Source organism: uncultured Merdimonas sp. (assembly GCF_963929015.1).
Taxonomy (GTDB): domain Bacteria; phylum Bacillota; class Clostridia; order Lachnospirales; family Lachnospiraceae; genus Merdimonas.
Window position 1 is genome coordinate 491,459 of the sequence record NZ_CAWVHE010000013.1, and the last position, 17,804, is coordinate 509,262.

General features: G+C 50.7%; 15 protein-coding genes. 2 read left to right on the plus strand and 13 right to left on the minus strand.

Features of this window, described 5'->3' with window-relative positions; all coding sequences use genetic code 11:
- Positions 1-67: 67 nt before the first annotated feature.
- The 9 genes from ABGT54_RS09440 to ABGT54_RS09480 all read right to left on the minus strand — a co-directional run bounded on the left by ABGT54_RS09440 (position 68) and on the right by ABGT54_RS09480 (position 10,869).
- Positions 68-748, minus strand: a complete 681-nt coding sequence (locus tag ABGT54_RS09440; RefSeq protein WP_346663969.1) for a TIGR01906 family membrane protein — start codon at positions 746-748, stop codon at positions 68-70.
- Between the two features lie 32 nt (positions 749-780).
- A complete protein-coding gene (locus ABGT54_RS09445; protein ID WP_346663855.1) occupies positions 781-3,159 on the minus strand; it encodes an ATP-dependent DNA helicase in 2,379 nt (792 codons plus the stop codon).
- Positions 3,160-3,253: 94 nt separating this feature from the next.
- Positions 3,254-4,081 carry a TIGR03915 family putative DNA repair protein gene (locus ABGT54_RS09450; RefSeq protein WP_346663856.1) on the minus strand — a complete coding sequence of 276 codons (828 nt, stop codon included), beginning with the start codon at positions 4,079-4,081 and terminating at the stop codon, positions 3,254-3,256.
- Positions 4,078-5,391, minus strand: coding sequence for a putative DNA modification/repair radical SAM protein (locus ABGT54_RS09455; RefSeq protein ID WP_346663857.1), 1,314 nt, complete (start codon positions 5,389-5,391; stop codon positions 4,078-4,080). The genes ABGT54_RS09450 and ABGT54_RS09455 overlap by 4 nt, the downstream gene beginning before the upstream one ends.
- Before the next feature lie 313 nt (positions 5,392-5,704).
- Complete coding sequence (locus ABGT54_RS09460) at positions 5,705-6,535, minus strand: Mrp/NBP35 family ATP-binding protein (protein ID WP_346663858.1); 831 nt, start codon at positions 6,533-6,535, stop codon at positions 5,705-5,707.
- A 43-nt stretch (positions 6,536-6,578) separates the two neighbouring features.
- A complete protein-coding gene (locus ABGT54_RS09465) occupies positions 6,579-6,953 on the minus strand; it encodes a RidA family protein (RefSeq protein WP_204907942.1) in 375 nt (124 codons plus the stop codon).
- A gap of 2 nt (positions 6,954-6,955) precedes the next feature.
- Complete coding sequence (locus tag ABGT54_RS09470) at positions 6,956-7,906, minus strand: ornithine cyclodeaminase family protein (protein WP_346663859.1); 951 nt, start codon at positions 7,904-7,906, stop codon at positions 6,956-6,958.
- Positions 7,903-10,011 (minus strand): glycogen debranching protein GlgX, encoded by a 2,109-nt coding sequence (gene glgX / locus ABGT54_RS09475; protein ID WP_346663860.1) that lies wholly within the window; start codon positions 10,009-10,011, stop codon positions 7,903-7,905. The genes ABGT54_RS09470 and glgX overlap by 4 nt, the downstream gene beginning before the upstream one ends.
- Before the next feature lie 63 nt (positions 10,012-10,074).
- Positions 10,075-10,869 carry a sulfite exporter TauE/SafE family protein gene (locus ABGT54_RS09480; RefSeq protein ID WP_346663861.1) on the minus strand — a complete coding sequence of 265 codons (795 nt, stop codon included), beginning with the start codon at positions 10,867-10,869 and terminating at the stop codon, positions 10,075-10,077.
- Positions 10,870-11,038: 169 nt separating this feature from the next.
- Between ABGT54_RS09480 and ABGT54_RS09485 the strand changes: the two genes are divergently transcribed.
- Entirely contained in the window at positions 11,039-12,499 is a 1,461-nt protein-coding gene (locus ABGT54_RS09485) for an arylsulfatase (RefSeq protein WP_346663862.1), read from the plus strand.
- A gap of 41 nt (positions 12,500-12,540) precedes the next feature.
- The gene (locus ABGT54_RS09490) at positions 12,541-13,395 is read left to right on the plus strand and encodes an AraC family transcriptional regulator (protein ID WP_346663863.1); all 855 of its coding nucleotides are present in this window, start codon (positions 12,541-12,543) and stop codon (positions 13,393-13,395) included.
- A gap of 16 nt (positions 13,396-13,411) precedes the next feature.
- Here the strand turns inward: ABGT54_RS09490 and ABGT54_RS09495 are convergent, their stop codons facing one another.
- From ABGT54_RS09495 to ABGT54_RS09510, 4 genes are read right to left on the minus strand one after another with little or no spacing between them, the layout of a single operon-like run.
- The gene (locus ABGT54_RS09495; protein ID WP_346663864.1) at positions 13,412-14,542 is read right to left on the minus strand and encodes a radical SAM protein; all 1,131 of its coding nucleotides are present in this window, start codon (positions 14,540-14,542) and stop codon (positions 13,412-13,414) included.
- Between the two features lie 15 nt (positions 14,543-14,557).
- A complete protein-coding gene (gene gnpA, locus ABGT54_RS09500; RefSeq protein ID WP_346663865.1) occupies positions 14,558-16,720 on the minus strand; it encodes a 1,3-beta-galactosyl-N-acetylhexosamine phosphorylase in 2,163 nt (720 codons plus the stop codon).
- A 31-nt stretch (positions 16,721-16,751) separates the two neighbouring features.
- Positions 16,752-16,919: a hypothetical protein gene (locus tag ABGT54_RS09505; protein ID WP_346663866.1), complete on the minus strand. Its 168-nt coding sequence runs from the start codon at positions 16,917-16,919 to the stop codon at positions 16,752-16,754.
- Between the two features lie 12 nt (positions 16,920-16,931).
- Positions 16,932-17,804, minus strand: a complete 873-nt coding sequence (locus ABGT54_RS09510) for a carbohydrate ABC transporter permease (protein WP_346663867.1) — start codon at positions 17,802-17,804, stop codon at positions 16,932-16,934.

The following is a 17,804-nucleotide window of genomic DNA, read 5'->3' on the forward strand; positions in this document are numbered from 1 at the left end:
TCATAATTAAGTGATTTCCTTCTTCTCATCATACCACAGGAAGGGGAATTAGTAAAACCCCGGCTTCCTATTTTTCTGCTGTTTTTCCCCGAAACTTCCAGAAAGCTTTCTGCCTTGCCGCCATCATCACTGCAAACAGGATCACCAGACCTCCCACAAAGAAAGCGCCGATCCGCATGACCATGTCATAGAAAAATCCTTCCGGCAGCATCTGGATCATATAATCTTCCGCCGGATCAAACAGCCACAGATCATTGGTAAAGAAGATCTCATGAAATAATGTAAAGCTTGCCGTAAAGTCGATGGCAAAGGAGATCAGAAGAACCACGATCAGAACTGCAAAAACTGCCAGCGCAGCAAAATACCCTCCGGTCAGCATCCTCCTAAGGTCTGCTTTTGTCAGGATCAGAAAAAGGACAAGTCCAGCCGCCAGGATCAGCATGACAGTGCGAAGTTGCAATCCCCCCAGAAACAAATGTCTCACGTCCTCCATATGAAGCCGGTCCTGTTCATTGAAGAAGTCCTGTGTCTGCCCCTCCACTTCTGTTTCAATAGAAAGCACATCTTCTTTTCCGATCAGATAGTCCATCATATAGGATGTAACTTCCATCACGTCCTCTATTTCCATAGAAAGGGATTCCGTTACCTGGTATCTTTCATATTCCTTCTGATAAAAACGATACTCCGGATCTCCGTATATGGCGATCTGGAAGCTGGTGATCAGCATGGCGATGATCACGCAGAACATAGCGATAAAGGCCGCCGCCCTCTGTATTGTTTTCAACTGGTCTCTCCTCCATTCTTTTTCTCCCAGAACCCGGCAACCTGCTCAGTCACATTTTCCAGACTGCATCGGCCGCGGGACGCCCATTCTCTGGGGAATATTTCCTGGCAGCGGCGTTCCTGGAACCGGTCGTCCAGAAGAAGGATCACTCCCTGATCTTCGTCTGTACGGATCACTCTCCCCGCCGCCTGGAGCACCTTATTCATTCCAGGATAGAGATAGGCATAATCAAATCCCCGAAGTCCTCTGTCGTCAAAATATTGTTTCAGAAGCTCCCGTTCCCGGCATACCTGGGGAAGTCCTGTTCCAATGATCACAGCGCCGATCAATTTGTCTTCCGAAAGGTCGATGCCCTCCGAAAAGATTCCGCCCAGCACGCAGAATCCCATCAGGCTGCGAGTCCGGACGTCCTCAAAATTCTCCAGGAAGATCTCCCTTGCCTCCTCGGACATATACTGTGACTGCATGACATAGTCGATCTCTTCCCTGCTTTCTTCCAGGAGCTCCAGAAATTCTTCACACACTTCCTCCATAAAACGATAAGAGGGAAAAAAGGCTATATAATTTCCAACCTTCGCCCGGGCCACGGCAAACAGATACCTGGCATACTTCCGGTACATATTTTTTCCCCGCAGTTTATACTTCGTACTCACGTCACTTCCCAGCAGCAGCAAACGATGGGACGGATCGAAGGGAGACTCCGCGTAAATTGCATAATCGTCGGATGCGGTACTTAACAGCTTTTTATAATAATGGATCGGCAGCAGCGTCGCGGAAAAAAAGACGGCGCTCCTTCCCCGGTCCAGATATCCCTGCAGTTTTCTTGCCGGATTGACACAGAAAAGATGGAGATAAAAATGCCCCTCCTCGCCAAGTTCGGAATAGATCAGATAATTTTCATCCAGATCCTCATAGACTCCCAGAAACGAACGGACGGAAAAATAAAGCTCCAGCACTTCCGTACGCACTTCTTCTTTCCTGCATTCTTCAAGAAATCGCTCCATCTCTCCCATCAGGGACACAAGTTTCAGATAGACATTCCCCGCATTTTCAAGAACACGGCAGCCGTCGCACTCCCGCTTCAGGATCAGAAGCTGCTTATTGCAGTCTTCCAGTTTTTTCGACAATTTCGGATCATCTTCTTTGACCAGCTTTTTGATCCGGAGGAACTCCTCCTTACAGATGACGGCGCTGTACATTTCTCTGCCCCGCTCCACCAGATTGTGGGCCTCATCGATCAAAAAGAGGTAGTCTCCCTTATTTCCCTCTCCGAAAAAACGCTTCAGATGAGCATTGGGATCAAAAACATAATTATAATCGCAGATCACAGCATCCACCCAGCTTGACACATCCAGCCCCATTTCAAAGGGGCATACCTGCCATTTTCTGGCCTGTTCTTCGATCACTTCCCGGCCAATGGCATCTGTGGTGGTCAAAAGCTCGTAGACTGCGTCATTCACCCGGTCGAAATGTCCTTTCGCATAGGGACAGGCATCGGGATTACACTCTGTTTTTTCACAGAAACATATTTTCTCCTTTGCCGTCAGCACGATCACTTTCATTCGCAGAGCCTGCTCCCTCAGGGTCTCAAAGGCCTGCCAGGCCACGGTGCGGGTAATGGTTTTGGCAGTCAGATAAAAGATTTTTTCCCCCAGCCCTTCTCCCATGGCCCGGACGGCCGGAAAGACGGTGGCAATGGTTTTTCCAACGCCGGTAGGCGCCTGGATAAACAGGTTCTTTTTCTGCTCGATGGTACGGTAGACTGCAGCCGTCAGTTTCTTCTGTCCTTCGCGATAAGCAAAGGGGAACTGTACCTCCCTGATCGAAGCATTTCTCTTTTCCTGCCAGCGGATCTGAAAACGGGCCCATTTCTCATATTGGCCGACCACCTCCAGGAACCATGTTTCAAGCTCCTTTGTCCGGTATGCGCTCTGAAATCGACGGATCTCTTCCGTATCCATATTGCAATAGGTCATCTGCACGCCCATTTCTTCCAGGTCGTGCTGAACCGCGTAAATATAAGCGTAACATTTTGCCTGGGCCAGATGGACCGGTACCGGTTCTTTTAAAACGTCCAGATCCATAAACATCCCTTTGATCTCATCAACTACCACTCCGGAGGGCGTCTGCAGAATGCCGTCTGCCCTTCCCTCCACGGACAGATTGAATCCCTGACAGGGGATCTGCATCTTCAAAGACACTTCCGCCTGGTAATCTGCTCCCATACTGCGTTGAATCTTCCGGTGGATCTTGCCCCCCAGCAGCATGGCGTCTTTATCCGCCCCCGAAGTCCGGTTGTCAATATCTCCGCTTCGCAGGATAAATTCCACCAGATTACGGACCGAAATCCGGATCAGCGGCCTTTCTGTATCCATAGACATCTCTTCCTTGTGCGATCATTCTGTCTCACACTCCGGAAAGGAAACAGCGCCAACACCACATTCCTTTTCCGGGTTGTGATTACTTTCCTCATCTTACCACACCCGGAAACTCTTCTGCAAGAAATTCTGTCATCCCGTCCCGGTATCTGAATGGCAGATGCTGAAGCTGGCAGGCCGGATTGCGTCTTTCTTCAATGCTGATCGCCCGGCAGAACCCTCTCCACAGCCGCGCATACTGCCGTTCCGCATCAGAAACCTGTGTCAAAAATTCCTCTTCTGCATCTCCCCGCCCCTCCCGGTTCTTTCCTTCCGGCTCCTGCTGCACCATCACCCAATTTTTCCCTGCTTCATGGATTACATACTGTCCATGCCGCTGATCGTGGATCATCCAGTTTTCTCCCGGGAGGCGATCCTGAAAATGCGGGGCCAGGCAGGGAAGCACCCGGGCCCTGGGACGGATCGCAGCGTACAACACCCCGTTTTCCAGTTCCCGAAACCTTAGAAAGCCCTTGAAGTTATGTGCTTCTCCACCCACTGCACGACTTAATTCAAACACTTTTTCCACCATGGGATGACTAAGGTGTTCCATGATCTTTTGACTGTCTGCAATAGTTCTTGCCGCAAACATGGTTCCAAGCACTGCATTTCCCTTCTCCGGATCCTCTGACAGCAGCGCGTAAGAAAAATCCCGCCTGGCCCTCTCTCCCATGTTTTTCCAGATCAGCCGGTCTACTGCTGCCGCTTTTTTCAGATCTTCCTCCACCTCCGTGTATTCGCAGAACAGCTCCTGCTCCACCTGGCCTTTCAGCGCGATCCCGCAGCCTTCCTGCCGGTTTACCACTGCCTGCTTCCAGGCGTCATAAATTCCCGAATAGATCCCTGGCACGGAATCTGTACAAATATAAATGGTCCTCACACGATCACATTCTCCCTGAATCTTACATCATCAAACAGTGACAGCTGCCGGTATCCCAGATTTCTCACTTCAGCCGGCAGTTTTTCCTTTGTTTCCAGAAGATTTCTTGCAATGTAGTCCTCTTCCATCCTGACGGGATACATCATCTTACCCTGGCAGGTAATGAAATACAGAGCCCGCTTCAAAACCACGCCCATTTTCTTCAGATCCTGAAACCCAAGGACTCCCAGTCTTCTGGCCTTCACGATCCTGGAGGCAGACTTGTATCCGATCCCCGGAACCCGTAAAAGCGTCCGGTAGTCCGCCCGGTTCACCTCCACCGGAAACTGCTCCAGATGATTCAGCGCCCAGTTGCATTTCGGATCAAAGTGAATATTAAAATTCGGCTGATCCTCAGACAGAAGTTCCTCTGCTCGGAAATGATAATACCGCAGCAGCCAGTCCGCCTGATACAGCCGGTGTTCCCTAAGAAGCGGCGGTCCTGCGTCTGTCCTGGCAGGAAGCGCCGCATCGTCATTGACATGGACAAAGGCGGAATAAAACACCCTCTTCAGATCAAATTTGTCATAAAGGGACTGGGCCACCCGGACAATCTGGTAGTCCGTCTCCGGCGTGGCCCCGATGATCATCTGCGTACTCTGTCCTGCAGGGACAAACTTTGGCCCGCCCCGGTACAGCTGGATCTCCTGCTTATTTTCCATCATTCTTGTCTGCACCAGACGCATAGGCTCCAGGATCTTTTGCCGGGTTTTATGAGGCGCCAGCATCTTCAGCCCTTCCGCTGTGGGAAGCTCCAGATTGATGCTCATCCGGTCAGCCAGAAATCCCATCCGCTCCACCAGTTCCCGGCTGGCTCCCGGGATCGCCTTCACATGGATATACCCCTGAAAACGGCACTCCCGGCGCAGTTTCCACAAAGTAGCGTACAAAAGTTCCATAGTATAATCCGGGCTCACCAACACCCCGGAACTTAGGAAAAGCCCTTCAATATAATTCCTCCGGTAAAACTCCATCGTAAGCGTACACACCTCATCCGGCGTAAAAGAAGCCCGGCGCACATCGTTGCTCCGGCGGTTGATACAATATTTACAGTCATAGATACACTCATTGGTGAACAGGATCTTCAAAAGAGAAATACACCGCCCGTCCGCAGAAAAACTGTGGCAGATCCCCGCACGCTCACAACTGCCCATGCCGGCGCCGTCCCCCCGCCTGTCCGCACCGCTGGACGTGCAGGCCACATCGTACTTGGCCGCATCCGTCAGAATCTCCAGCTTCTCATACAGATCCATCGATTCCTGGAGCCACATAGTATCACCTCCCGAATGGGGACGCGGTAAATGCAAAACCAGACGCGGTAAAATGCAAAAGGTCTACGTCCCCAACACACTGCAAAAAGAACATTTGTTCGATATATTTATTATACAAACAGACGTTCTTTTTGTCAACTCCCTTCTCTTTTAGCCATTTTCTGTTTTTCGTATTGCATAGGCATGGGTTTTGGCAACAGGGTACGGGTACACCCCTAATGCCAAAAAGGGACACCCTGAAATGCAATTTGGGACACCGCAAAACGCAATTTGGGACGTAGACCTTTGCAAAAGGTCTACGTCCCAAATTGCGTTACATCTTATTCACTACTCCGGCCAGGTATTCATTGCTGACCTCATAAAATTTTTCTTCTTCCACAGCCTGTGCAAGTCCCGCGTCTATGGGCATCTTGCCAAGCACCGGAATTCCGAGCTTTGCGGCTGCTTCGTCTATATGACTCTCGCCAAACACGGATATTTTCTTTCCGCAGTCCGGGCATACCAGATAGCTGTAATTTTCTACCACGCCCAGTACCGGGATGTTCATCTGCACTGCCATATTGTAGGCTTTTTCTACGATCATCTGTACCAGATCCTGAGGGGATGTGACGATCACTACGCCGTCTACAGGCAGAGACTGGAATACGGTCAGCGGCACGTCGCCGGTTCCCGGCGGCATATCTACGAACAGATAGTCCAGATCGCCCCAGATCACGTCAGTCCAGAACTGTGTGACAACGCCTGCGATGATCGGCCCTCTCCAGATCACTGGGTCGGACTCGTGCTCCAGAAGCAGATTGACGGACATGATCTTTGTCCCGTCCTTTGCTTCTGCCGGAAGAATCTCTTCCCCGTTTCCTCTTGCTGTCTCATGGATCCCATACATCTTCGGGATGGACGGGCCTGTAATGTCTGCGTCCAGGATGCCCACGGAAAATCCCTGCTCCCGCATGATCCTTGCAAGAGACGCTGTGACCATGGATTTGCCCACACCGCCTTTCCCGCTGACCACCGCGATCACTTTCCCGATCCGGGAATGAGCGTTGGCCGGCTTCTTAAAGTCGACAGGCTTACTGGTACAGCTGTCCGCATGTGCACATCCGGCGCAGTCGGATGGAGAGCATCCATTTTGCTGTTCTGCCATTTCTGATAACCTCTTTTCTTTGCTTCGTTTTCAGACTCTGCTTTTATTCTTCTACCGCCGCGATCACTTCGATCTCGCACAGCGCGTTCTTCGGAAGCGTCTTAACTGCCACGCAGCTTCTTGCCGGTTTGGAAGTGAAATATTTAGCGTATACTTCGTTAAATGCAGCAAAATCTCCCATGTCTGCCAGGAAGCAGGTAGTCTTTACAACTTTATCAAAAGAGGTTCCTGCCGCTTCCAGTACAGCCGCCATATTCTGGCAGGCGCGGTCAGCCTGTCCCTCGATTCCCTCTGCAAGATTTCCGGTAGCCGGATCTGCTCCCAGCTGTCCTGCGGAGTAGAACATTCCTCCGTGGATATATCCCTGTGAATACGGTCCAAGTGCTGCAGGCGCTTTTTCTGTTGCTACGATTTTCATAATTACCTCTCCTTTGCTATCTCTAATATTTTTTGTGCGATACACACATCAAAAAGGCCCATTCCAACGGATTTGAAATATGTGGTCTTTCCATTTCCGGATTCTTCCCGCTCATCGGAAGCCAGGTAATCGCTCATCAGCACCACCCGGTCTCTGGTAAGCCTTCCCTCCGCCAGCGGCTGACTCAAATCGCCGCTTTCCTCACAGGCATAAGGAAGCTCAATATATACCCGTTCTGCCACGTCCCAGATTGCATCCGGGATCTCCCGCATTTCCGGCGTATAAGAACCGATGGCAACGATACATTTTCCTTTTAACAACTCCCTGTCGTCAGGAAGCACCGGCACAGTCGAAGGCGTGGCCGTACAGATGATCTCGCTCTGTCTTACCAGTTCCTCCGCTGTCTTACATTGTACTACCTTTACACCCGGATTATCAATAGCTTTTTTCAGCCTCTCCAGATATTCCGTCAGGTCCCTGCCACTGTGATTGTACACCGACACCTGCCGGATCTCTCTGGCCGCACAGGCATACAGAGCCTGGTAAAATCCCTGGGTCCCGGCGCCGATGATCCCCACCGTATGCGCGTCCTTGTCTGCCAGATGCCGGATAGCCGTCCCGCCTACGGCACCTGTCCGCCAGGCAGTCACAGACTGCCCGTCCAGAACCGCCAGGGGCGCTCCTGTTTTCTGGTCATTTAAGATCACCAGCCCATCGATGGAAGGCAGTCCCAGCTTTGCATTCTCCGGAAACATGGTCAGCATCTTTGTCCCGATGATCTCCTCTGTGTAGCAGGGCATATAGATCAGCGTCTTATTGTCGTGCTCGATCACGGGTCTTGGCGGCATATAGTAAGTCCCTGCCCGAAAGATCCGGTAGCATTCTTCAATCTGGTCCATCATCATGTTACAGTCCATCAATTCCTCGATCTGTTCTTTTCCTAATATAATCATCTTTCTTTCCTCTCATCTGTTAATATCATAACGGAACGCGCTCCGGCCAGGACCCGGTCATTGCGGATCAGAACCGGTGAATCCCGAAACTCCTTTCCTTCTGCGCTGGTATTGACCTTCATATACCATTTCCTCCCGTCCGGAAGCCTGGGCAGCCATACTTCCACTGCCTCCCAGTACGGATTGACGACCACATAAACAATGTCGTCCTTCTTTCGTTTCGGATCATACCCTGCAAACAGAACCGCTCCCACCTTACTTCCTTCCGAAGGAGCCATCCAGGGCGTCTCACTGTGAAAACTGATTTCCGGCAGACCACAGACCGCCGGAGACACGCTTCCCCGAATCGCCGGATGTGCTTTCCGGAAACGGATCATCTGGCGGAAGAACCGGTGGATTTCCGGAAATAATTCCAGTCTCCCCCAGTCCAGCCAGGAAATCTCGTTATCCTGGCAGTAGGCATTATTATTGCCAAACTGGGTATTGCAAAATTCATCCCCTGCCAGGAACATAGGCGTTCCCCGGCTGGCAAACAGGACCGCGCAGGCATTGCGGATCAGTCGCATCCTTAACTTCATAACCGCAGGATCTTTGGTATCCCCCTCCCAGCCGCAGTTCCAGCTGCGGTTGTCGTTGGCGCCGTCGGTATTTTCCCAGCCGTTGGCTTCGTTGTGTTTCTGGTTGTAAGAATACAGATCATAAAGCGTAAATCCATCGTGACAGGTCAGAAAATTCACAGACGCATGTTTCCCCCGGATCGCCGGATCATACAGATCCCCGGATCCTGCAATCCGCTCCAGCGCCGCGCCGGCGCACCACAGTCCGCCTTTTAAGTATTCCCGCAGGTCGTCCCGGTAACGCCCGTTCCACTCACTCCACCGGTGAAATGCCGGAAACGCCCCCACCTGATAAAGTCCGCCCGCATCCCAGGCTTCCGCGATCAGCTTGGTATCCGCCAGAATGGGATCACAGGCCAGGGCCTGCAAAAGCGGCGGCTTTTCCATCGGTGATCCATCCTCATTCCGGCCCAGGATCGAAGCCAGGTCAAACCGGAATCCATCCACCCGGTAGGTGGTGACCCAGTAGCGCAGACAGTCTGTGATCATCCGCTGCACCACCGGATGATTACAGTTCATGGTGTTTCCACAGCCGCTGAAATTATAGTAATACCCCTCCGGCGTCAACAGATAATAGATATTATTATCAAAACCTTTAAAAGAAATAACCGGCCCGTCCTCGTTTCCCTCCGCCGTATGGTTAAACACCACATCCAGGATCACTTCCATGCCGTTTTCATGGAGCGCCCGGACCAGCTGCTTGAATTCCAGCCCTTCCTGATTATACTCCACCGCCGAGGCATAACTGGTGTTAGGGGCAAAAAAACTGACTGTATTGTATCCCCAGTAATTCAGTACTTCTTTTCCGTCTACGATCCTTCGCCCGGCCAGCTCGTCAAATTCAAAAACCGGCATCAGTTCTATGGCGTTGATCCCCAGCTCTTTCAGATACGGGATCTTCTCCCGGATGCCAAGAAAGGTTCCAGGCGCACTCACATCTTTTGCAAGCTTCGTAAAGCCCCGCACATGCATTTCATAAATGATCAGATCCTCCATGGGGATCCTGGGCTGTCCCTGGGTTCCCCAGTCAAAATTACTGCGGACCACCCTGGCACGGTATCCTTCGGCGCTGATCTTTTTCCCCCAGGTACTCTGCCCTGTCACCGCTTTTGCATAAGGGTCCAGCAACACATGGCTTTTGTCAAACAAAAGCCCCTTTGCCGGATCATAGGGGCCGTCCACCCGGTAGGCATATTCAAATTCTTCCACATTCAGCCCAAATACGATCATGGAATATACATCGCCGATCCGGTAATTTTCCGGAAATGGCAGCACCGCATAGGGCTTCGGCTCCTTTCTGTGATAAAGAAGAAGCTCGCAGGATACCGCCCCGTGGGAATGTACAGTAAAATTCACCCCGCCGGGGATCGGCGTCGCTCCCTCATAACTGTAAAAACCGGGACGTACTTCGTATCCGCTGATCCGGTCCAGCGGGATCATGTGTCTGATCTCATCTTCCCCCAAAACGTTCTGTGCATCTGCAGCCATATGCTCCTCCTTTCCGGCGCTGTTTTTTCCGCCAGTTTCCCCTGCGGATTTTCGCATCCCTGCTTATCCCAGGACTCCCGAAAACTTCAGTGCATTGTAAATGTTGATCAGCACGATCACCGCCATCAGGAAGATAAACAGTTTGTCCACCCCGTGATCGCTGATCTTCTTATTGATCCGGCTTCCGATCGTGCCGCCCATAATGCCGCCGATGATCATGAATACCAGATATGCGATCTCCATCTCCGGAATATTTCCAGAGGCAAATGTCTGTACCAGGCTGGTGATCTGGGAAAACATGATGATATAGAGAGAACTCAATGCCGCATCTTTGGTGCCCATGGAAAAGAAATATCCCAGCACCATCAGATTGATGGGGCCTCCTCCGATTCCCAGAAAACTGGACATGACTCCAAGCAAAAGTCCGATTGCCACGCACACCCAGATCCGGGTACAGTGCCGGGTGTGAATCTTTTCTTTGCAGACCGTATAGATCAGAGTGGCCAGCGTGATCAGGATCAGGACCACCGCCTGGGTAAATCCCACCAGATCTTCATTCCCTGCAGCTTCTTTTAAAGATTCAAACATGGCTTTTCCGATCAGGCCGCCCACAGCCGCCCCGACTGCCAGAGCGGTAGAAATCTTCAGATCGATCTTTGCCGTTCCGGACTTCATATTCCGGTAAACAGACACCACCGTCATGCACAGCACCGTACACCCGGAAAGGAAACTGATGCTGCTCACACTCATGATCCCCGTTGCATCCAGCACAGGCTTAATGATCACCCCTCCGCCAATCCCGCAGATGGATCCTGCCCCGCAGGAAATAATACTCACTATAAAAAAAATCAATACCATACCCATATTTCCCCACACACCCTTTCTTCCAACTTCCAATTATTATACCTTTTTTTTCTTATTTCATCTACCCCGCAGCTTGCTTTTCCCTTCTGATTGTATTATTGTGTTACTAACAGAAGCAATGTACAGTTCTTTACATTTGTGAAAAATCAAAAGGAGTCAGACTATGAAACAGCCTAATATTATATTGATCATGACCGACCAGCTCCGGGGAGACGCCCTTGGCTATGCCGGGCATCCGGACGTAAAAACGCCTTATCTGGATACGCTTGCCTCCAGAGGCGTGGTCTTTGACCGAGCCTACAGCGCATGCCCCAGCTGCATCGCCGCACGGGCAGCCCTCCACACCGGCATGGAGCAGAGCCATCACGGCAGAGTCGGCTACGAAGACAATACCCCATGGAATTACGCCCATACGATGGCAGGAGAATTATCCAAAGCCGGATATTATACCCAGTGCGTCGGAAAAATGCATGTACATCCCTTAAGAAATTATCTGGGATTCCACAATGTGGATCTCCACGACGGATATCTCCACTGTGCCCGTTATGCCAGTGTTCCGTATCAGGAATCCCAGTTTGTGGCTGACGACTATTTCCACTGGCTTAAGCAGGAACTGGGCGCAGACGCCGATGTGACCGATACCGGCATTGACTGCAACAGCTTTCTTGCAAGGCCCTGGACCCATGAAGAAAAATACCATCCCACCAACTGGGTCACTGACCGGAGTCTGGATTTCCTCCGGCGCAGAGACCCCAGGAAACCTTTCTTCCTGATGGCGTCCTACCTAAGACCTCATCCGCCTTTTGACGCGCCCTCTCATTATTTCGACCTTTACAAAGACAAGGATCTAAGAAAACCATTTGTCGGCAGCTGGGAGACCGAAGAAGACCTGCAGAAAAACGGCCGGATCTTTGATTCCAAGACCGGGCCTTCTGATCCGGAACTGATCCGGCAGGCACAGATCGGCTATTATGCCTGCATTACACATCTGGACCATCAGATCGGCCGCCTGATCCTGGCTCTGGTAGAACAGGAACTCTACGATGACTCCGTTATCATTTTCACTGCGGATCACGGAGAAGAGCTCTGCGACCATCACATGTTCCGCAAGTCCAGGCCCTATGAAGGCAGCTGCCGCATCCCCCTCCTGATCGCGGCCGGAAAAAATGTGCTTCCGCAGATCAAAGCCCAAAGCGTCTGCCACAGTGTGGTGGAATTAAGGGATGTCATGCCCACACTGCTTACCATCGCCGGCGCTCCCATCCCTGAAAGCGTTGACGGCCACGAATTACTTTCCCTGGCTGTTGATCCCAAAAAAACTGTACGCCCCTGGCTTCACGGAGAACATTCTTACGGGGAGTATTCCAACCACTGGATCGTGACCGGATCCGACAAATTCATCTGGCACTCTTCCACCGGGCAGGAACAGTATTTTGATCTTGCACAGGATCCCCATGAACTGACCGACCGGATCCAGGATCCATCCTGCCGGGACCGCATTGACACACTCCGGTCCTGTCTCATCCAGTCGTTAATAGACCGGCCGGAAGGATTTACAGACGGCAGCGTCCTGATTGCGGGACGGCCCTATCCTCCCACCCTGGATTCTGCCACCAGAGCCTGATCCTTCCTGTAAACCAATCTACTAATGCAAGGAGAACGCATATGAGCCACAGACAATATTCCGTCCAGACCTCAGACGTAGAAAAACTGAATGTCCGCCTGTTATCCATTTCTTTTTCCAAAGATGAGAAAGACTGGAGAAGTGTTCTCCACACCCATCCTTTTACTGAACTTTTCTTTGTGGTAGGCGGAGAAGGAAAGTTTCTCTTCCGGGACAAATCTTATAAGATCAGGACCGGCGATCTGGTGATCGTGCCTCCCTATATGGAGCATACAGAACAATCCACGCTGAATACTGCGCTCCAGTATTATGTGATCGGGCTGGAAGGTATTTCCTTCCAGCTGGAATCCGGCAAAGAGCACGCCCAGGTTTTCTGTAATTTCAGCAACCAGTCGCTAATCTCGGATCTCTTTGCCCAGATGCTCTATGAGATCCGCAACCGGTCCTATGGTTCTGACAAGATCTGCCAGAATCTGCTGGAAATCCTGATCCTTCGGATCATCCGCTCCCAGCATCTGATCCCGGTGCCCATCGCCCCTACACACATGACCAAAGAATGCGCCCAGATCAAAGAATATCTGGACGCCAACTACGCCGATTCCATCACCCTGGATACTCTGACGGAACTGACCCATATGAACAAATACTATATGGCTCACTCTTTTGCCAAGTATACCGGCCAGTCTCCCATCCAGTATCTGAATCAGCGTCGTCTGGAGGCTGCCTGCACCCTTTTACGGGACACCGATCACTCAATCTCATCCATTGCGGAATCCGTTGGATTCTCTTCCCAGTCCTATTTTACACAGGCGTTCCGCAAAAGCTATAACATCACGCCCATTCGCTACCGCCGGGAAAATGCTTCCTCTGTCCAAAAGGAAACGATCAATGACTAAGAAAAGCCCGGCTTCCTCAGATCAGCCCTTTTTCCCGGGCATGTGCAAGCTGTTCCATGCGGCCGATGGCAGAAGCAAAAAACCCCTGATACGCTTCGCAATAATAATTGGTATATCTGCTGCCGTCCCGGATACAGTCTCTTTTGCAGCCGCCCCGGCACAAAGGATACCACCGGCAGTCCGGGCAACGGTCATCTCTCTTCTTCGCATCTGCAAAAAAAGAATCCCGCTTCGGGTGTTCTGCCATATTCTTCATTGTTTCAAATGTCACATCCGGATCTGTGATCTTACCCATCTGATATTCGTCCAGCGCGTAAAAATCACAGGGGTATACCGTCCCGTCACTCTCGATCACATTCTGCATGCTGCACTGTCCGTACATGCTGCAGGCCTCCGGCTGTCCGCCCAGCAGCATATCCACATAATTTTCAAACTGCCTGAGATACACAGGCACTCCCTTTACCTTGTCCTCATACCACAGATCGAACAGTTTTTTCAGCGCTTCTTCATAAAGAGCCGGCGTCAGCGAATAGCTCTGTCCTCCCCTGCGCCCGTCAAGCGGATCCAGGCAGGGGATATACTGCTGATAGAGATACCCTTTCCGCATAAAAAACCGGTAAATGGCCTCGATCCTGGCGGCAGTCTCTGCGGTCAGCACGCACAGGATATGAAAAGGAATCCCTTCCTGCTTCAGTCTCTGCGCCGTATCAAACACTTCGGAAAAGGTTCCCTCTCCGTCTCTTCCTCTCCTGTTTGCATCGTGGGTTTTCCGGACACCGTCCATGGATAATCCCACCAGGGTACGGGTCTTTTTTAAAAATTTCATCCACGCTTCATCAAGAAGCGTGCCATTGGTCTGCAGCGTATAATACACCTGCTGGTCCGGCTTTTTCAGCTTTTCCACCCAGGCATAGAACATTTCAAAAAAAGGCAGACCTGCCAGTGCCGGCTCCCCTCCCTGGAAGCCGAACACGCAGGTCTGCGCCGCTGCAAGTGCTTTTTCTATTACGATCTTTGCCGTCTCTTCTGTCATACGCCCGCAGTCTCCCATCTGGCGGTGCCCGGCCTCATCCATATAAAAGCAATAACGGCAGGCCAGGTTGCAGGCAGAAGAAACCGGTTTGATCAGCAATTGCAATTCTTTCATTGGATCCCTCTTCTTTTAGATCTCATACCAGTAGATCCCGTTTGCCTCCAGGTCAAGGTCAAAGCTTGTGCCGTCTCCCTTGTACACGGTCGTGCTCTGGGGCTCATAGGTATTATTTACTACACAGTATTTTCCGTTCTTTACATAAGCGTGCACCTCTACATTGTAGTTGGTGCTGAACCACTTATGAAGGTTGTCTTCATCATGGGAAGCCCAGAGGATCGCCCGGTACAGCACACGGCTGTTTTCAAAGCTGTAGGGCAGTCCGCTGATGTATACGCTGCGGCCGTCGCCAAAATCTTTTACTGCCATCTGCACTTCTTTGTCTTTCTGGGACAGGATGGTCGTTCCTTCGTAGGCGTAGATATTTTTCTTGCCTTCTCCAAAATCCACCTCTCCTTTGCAGTCCTCGGTGATAAAGTGTGCATGTTCCTCCCAGTTGTATTTATCCACATTCAGGGTGAATCCGTTTTCTTCTTCTACACCCATCACGGTAGCAAGCTGGAAGAAATGTCCTTCGTGCTGATGTGCCGCCGGCTCCCCGACGCCGATAAATCCGCCGCCGTTGTAAATAAATTTCTTTACTGCAGTAACAATGGTCTCATCCGTCCAGTTCTCCCCGCCGGAGTATGCGGTATCCGCATCTCCCACGTTCAGGATCACATCGATATCGTCCAGGATATCCGGATTCTTACGGATATCGTCAAAACTGATGAACTTCACGTCAAAGGGCGCGCCGCTTAAGGCCTCAATGATGCCTGCGTAAGAATAGTTCTGTTTATAATAAATAGCGTGGTGCACCATGTGGTTGCCCCATGCCCGCATCTTGCCCCAGCAGTTTAAGACTGCCACTTTCTTGATGCAGTAAGGGGTGGTTCCCTTGATATTATCATACAGGGTCCGGAACTCATCGCAGACGCTCTCTACATAGTCCACGAACTCCGGGAACTCCATGGCAAGCTTTAAGTAACCGCCATATCCGATCCGGTCGATGGGCTTTCTAAGGATCGCCCTTCTGGCCGTTACCCAGTTCACCTTGGCTTCTTTCACCGGATCTCCGCCTTCATGGAACACATCCGGGAAGAAGTACGGAAGGAGACGTCCTTCTGTATATTTCACGCCGTCAATGTCGCTGATCAGGCGAAGGGTGGAGCCGTTGCCCACACTTCCTACCACTGCGTCCAGGCCGACGTTTTTAAACTCGTCCATAAACGGCTCCATACCGATCCAGTGGTCGCCCAGGAACATCATGGCTTCTTTACCGCACTCATGAGTGATATCCACCATCTCTTTTGCCAGCTTTGTCACTTCTCTTCTCTGGAAATCCTGGAAATCCCGGAATTCTTTGGAGGGGATACGATAGGTATTATTCATATATCCCTGGTCGATGATATATTCCGGACGGAACTTATATCCCACTTCCTTCTCAAACTGTTCCAGGATATAGGGACTGACAGAAGCGGAATATCCGTACCAGTCCACATATTTTTCCCGCGCCAGTTCATCAAAGATCAGTGTAAACTGATGGAAAAATGTAGTATAGCGGATCACGTCCACATGCGGATTGTCCGCGATAAATTTACGCAGACGCTCCATAGAATATTTGTGCGTCTTTGGCTGGCGCACATCAAAGGTGATCTGCTTTTCAAAATTCGTCCAGCCATTGGTCACTGCATTGTACATATGCACCGGATCCCACATGATATATGCCAGGAAGCTGACAGTATAATCGTGGAATGCTTTTGCCCCGTGGATGGTCACATTTCCGGTCTCCCCGTCGTAAGTCCACTGGGATGCCGGGACAACTTCGCCTGTGGTGCGGTCGATCACTTCCCACCATCTTGTAATGTCATCCCGGTCATTTACCTTTAACATGTCGGGATACAGATGATCCATCAGATGAACGGACAGTTCATCTTCCACAGCGGTATAAAAAGGTGTCATAATATACATCTGCTGTATCTCATCCGGATTAGCTTTGGCCCACTCATTATCCTTTCTTGTTGTATAGTAAGTAGAGTAGACTTTCGCATCCACGTTTTTGAGTTCCTCCGGATAGTCGGTTCCGTCGCAGTCACGGATCGCGTCCGCTCCCCAGCGCTCTACCAGTTCCAGAGTCTCGGGCACCACATCTACGTCTGTTGGAATTGTAACTCTGCCTTTAGTCTGTGATTTCACATTGTTCTCCTTTCAATCTTGTATTCCGCCATTACTTATATCTGCGATTATAAATAAACAACAGGACCAGAAGTCCCACCAGGCCCAGGAGCTCCATTCCAAGTCCGGTAGCGCTGATGTTTTTCTGTCCGATAAAGATCAGGGCGAGACAAGCGATAAATACGATGATCATGATCACATTTCTTACAACATTACTCATTCTCTTCTCCTCCTAACCTTTCAGTCCGCCAAGCGTCATACCCTTGGTCAGCTGTTTCTGTACGCATACATACAGGATCAGTACCGGGATCATAACGATAACAAGACCTGCGTACATGATACCATAGTTGGTGGCCGTCCTCTCTACCGCCATCAGGTTTTTCAGTCCTACCGCCAGTGTGCTGTTCTCGTCCATCAGGGTAAATGCAATGATATACTCATTCCAGAAGGACAGGAACTGGAACAGGATGACTGTGATGATACTGGGTTTTGCCATGGGGATCATAATCTTCACCATGGTCCTGAAATATCCGCATCCGTCAATGTATGCCGCCTCTTCATATCCCTTGGGAAGCGTTTTAAAGTAACCGCTTAAGAGGTAAATAGAAAACGACAGGGAACTGGATGCATAGATCAGCGACAGGATAAACCGGTTGTCCAGGAAAAATTCCACGCCCAGCATCCGATTGGCTCCGGAGAGCATCAGGAAGATCGGTACTACGATGTAGTTTACATTTACAAAAAGTCCTGCCATAAAGGCAATATTTAAAATTTTCTTTCCCTTAAAATCAAACCGGGACAGCGCATAGGCTGCCGGAAGGGCGATCACCAGAAGAAGGACCAGAGACAGCGCGGTGATGATCACAGAATTGAGGAAGAATTTTCCCATTTCCGCATCCACAAACGCGGTCACATAGTTCTGCCACTGAAGCTGCTCTGGCAGCGCCCAGGGATTTGTCCCTTTCCCGATAAATTCCGCATTCCGTTTAAAGCTGGCCATAAATACCCAGGCCACAGGAATGATGATCGAGATGGTCATAATAATCAACGCGGCATAAACGATCACTTTAAACAAAAGCCTCGTTGCCGGATTCTGCTTTTTCAT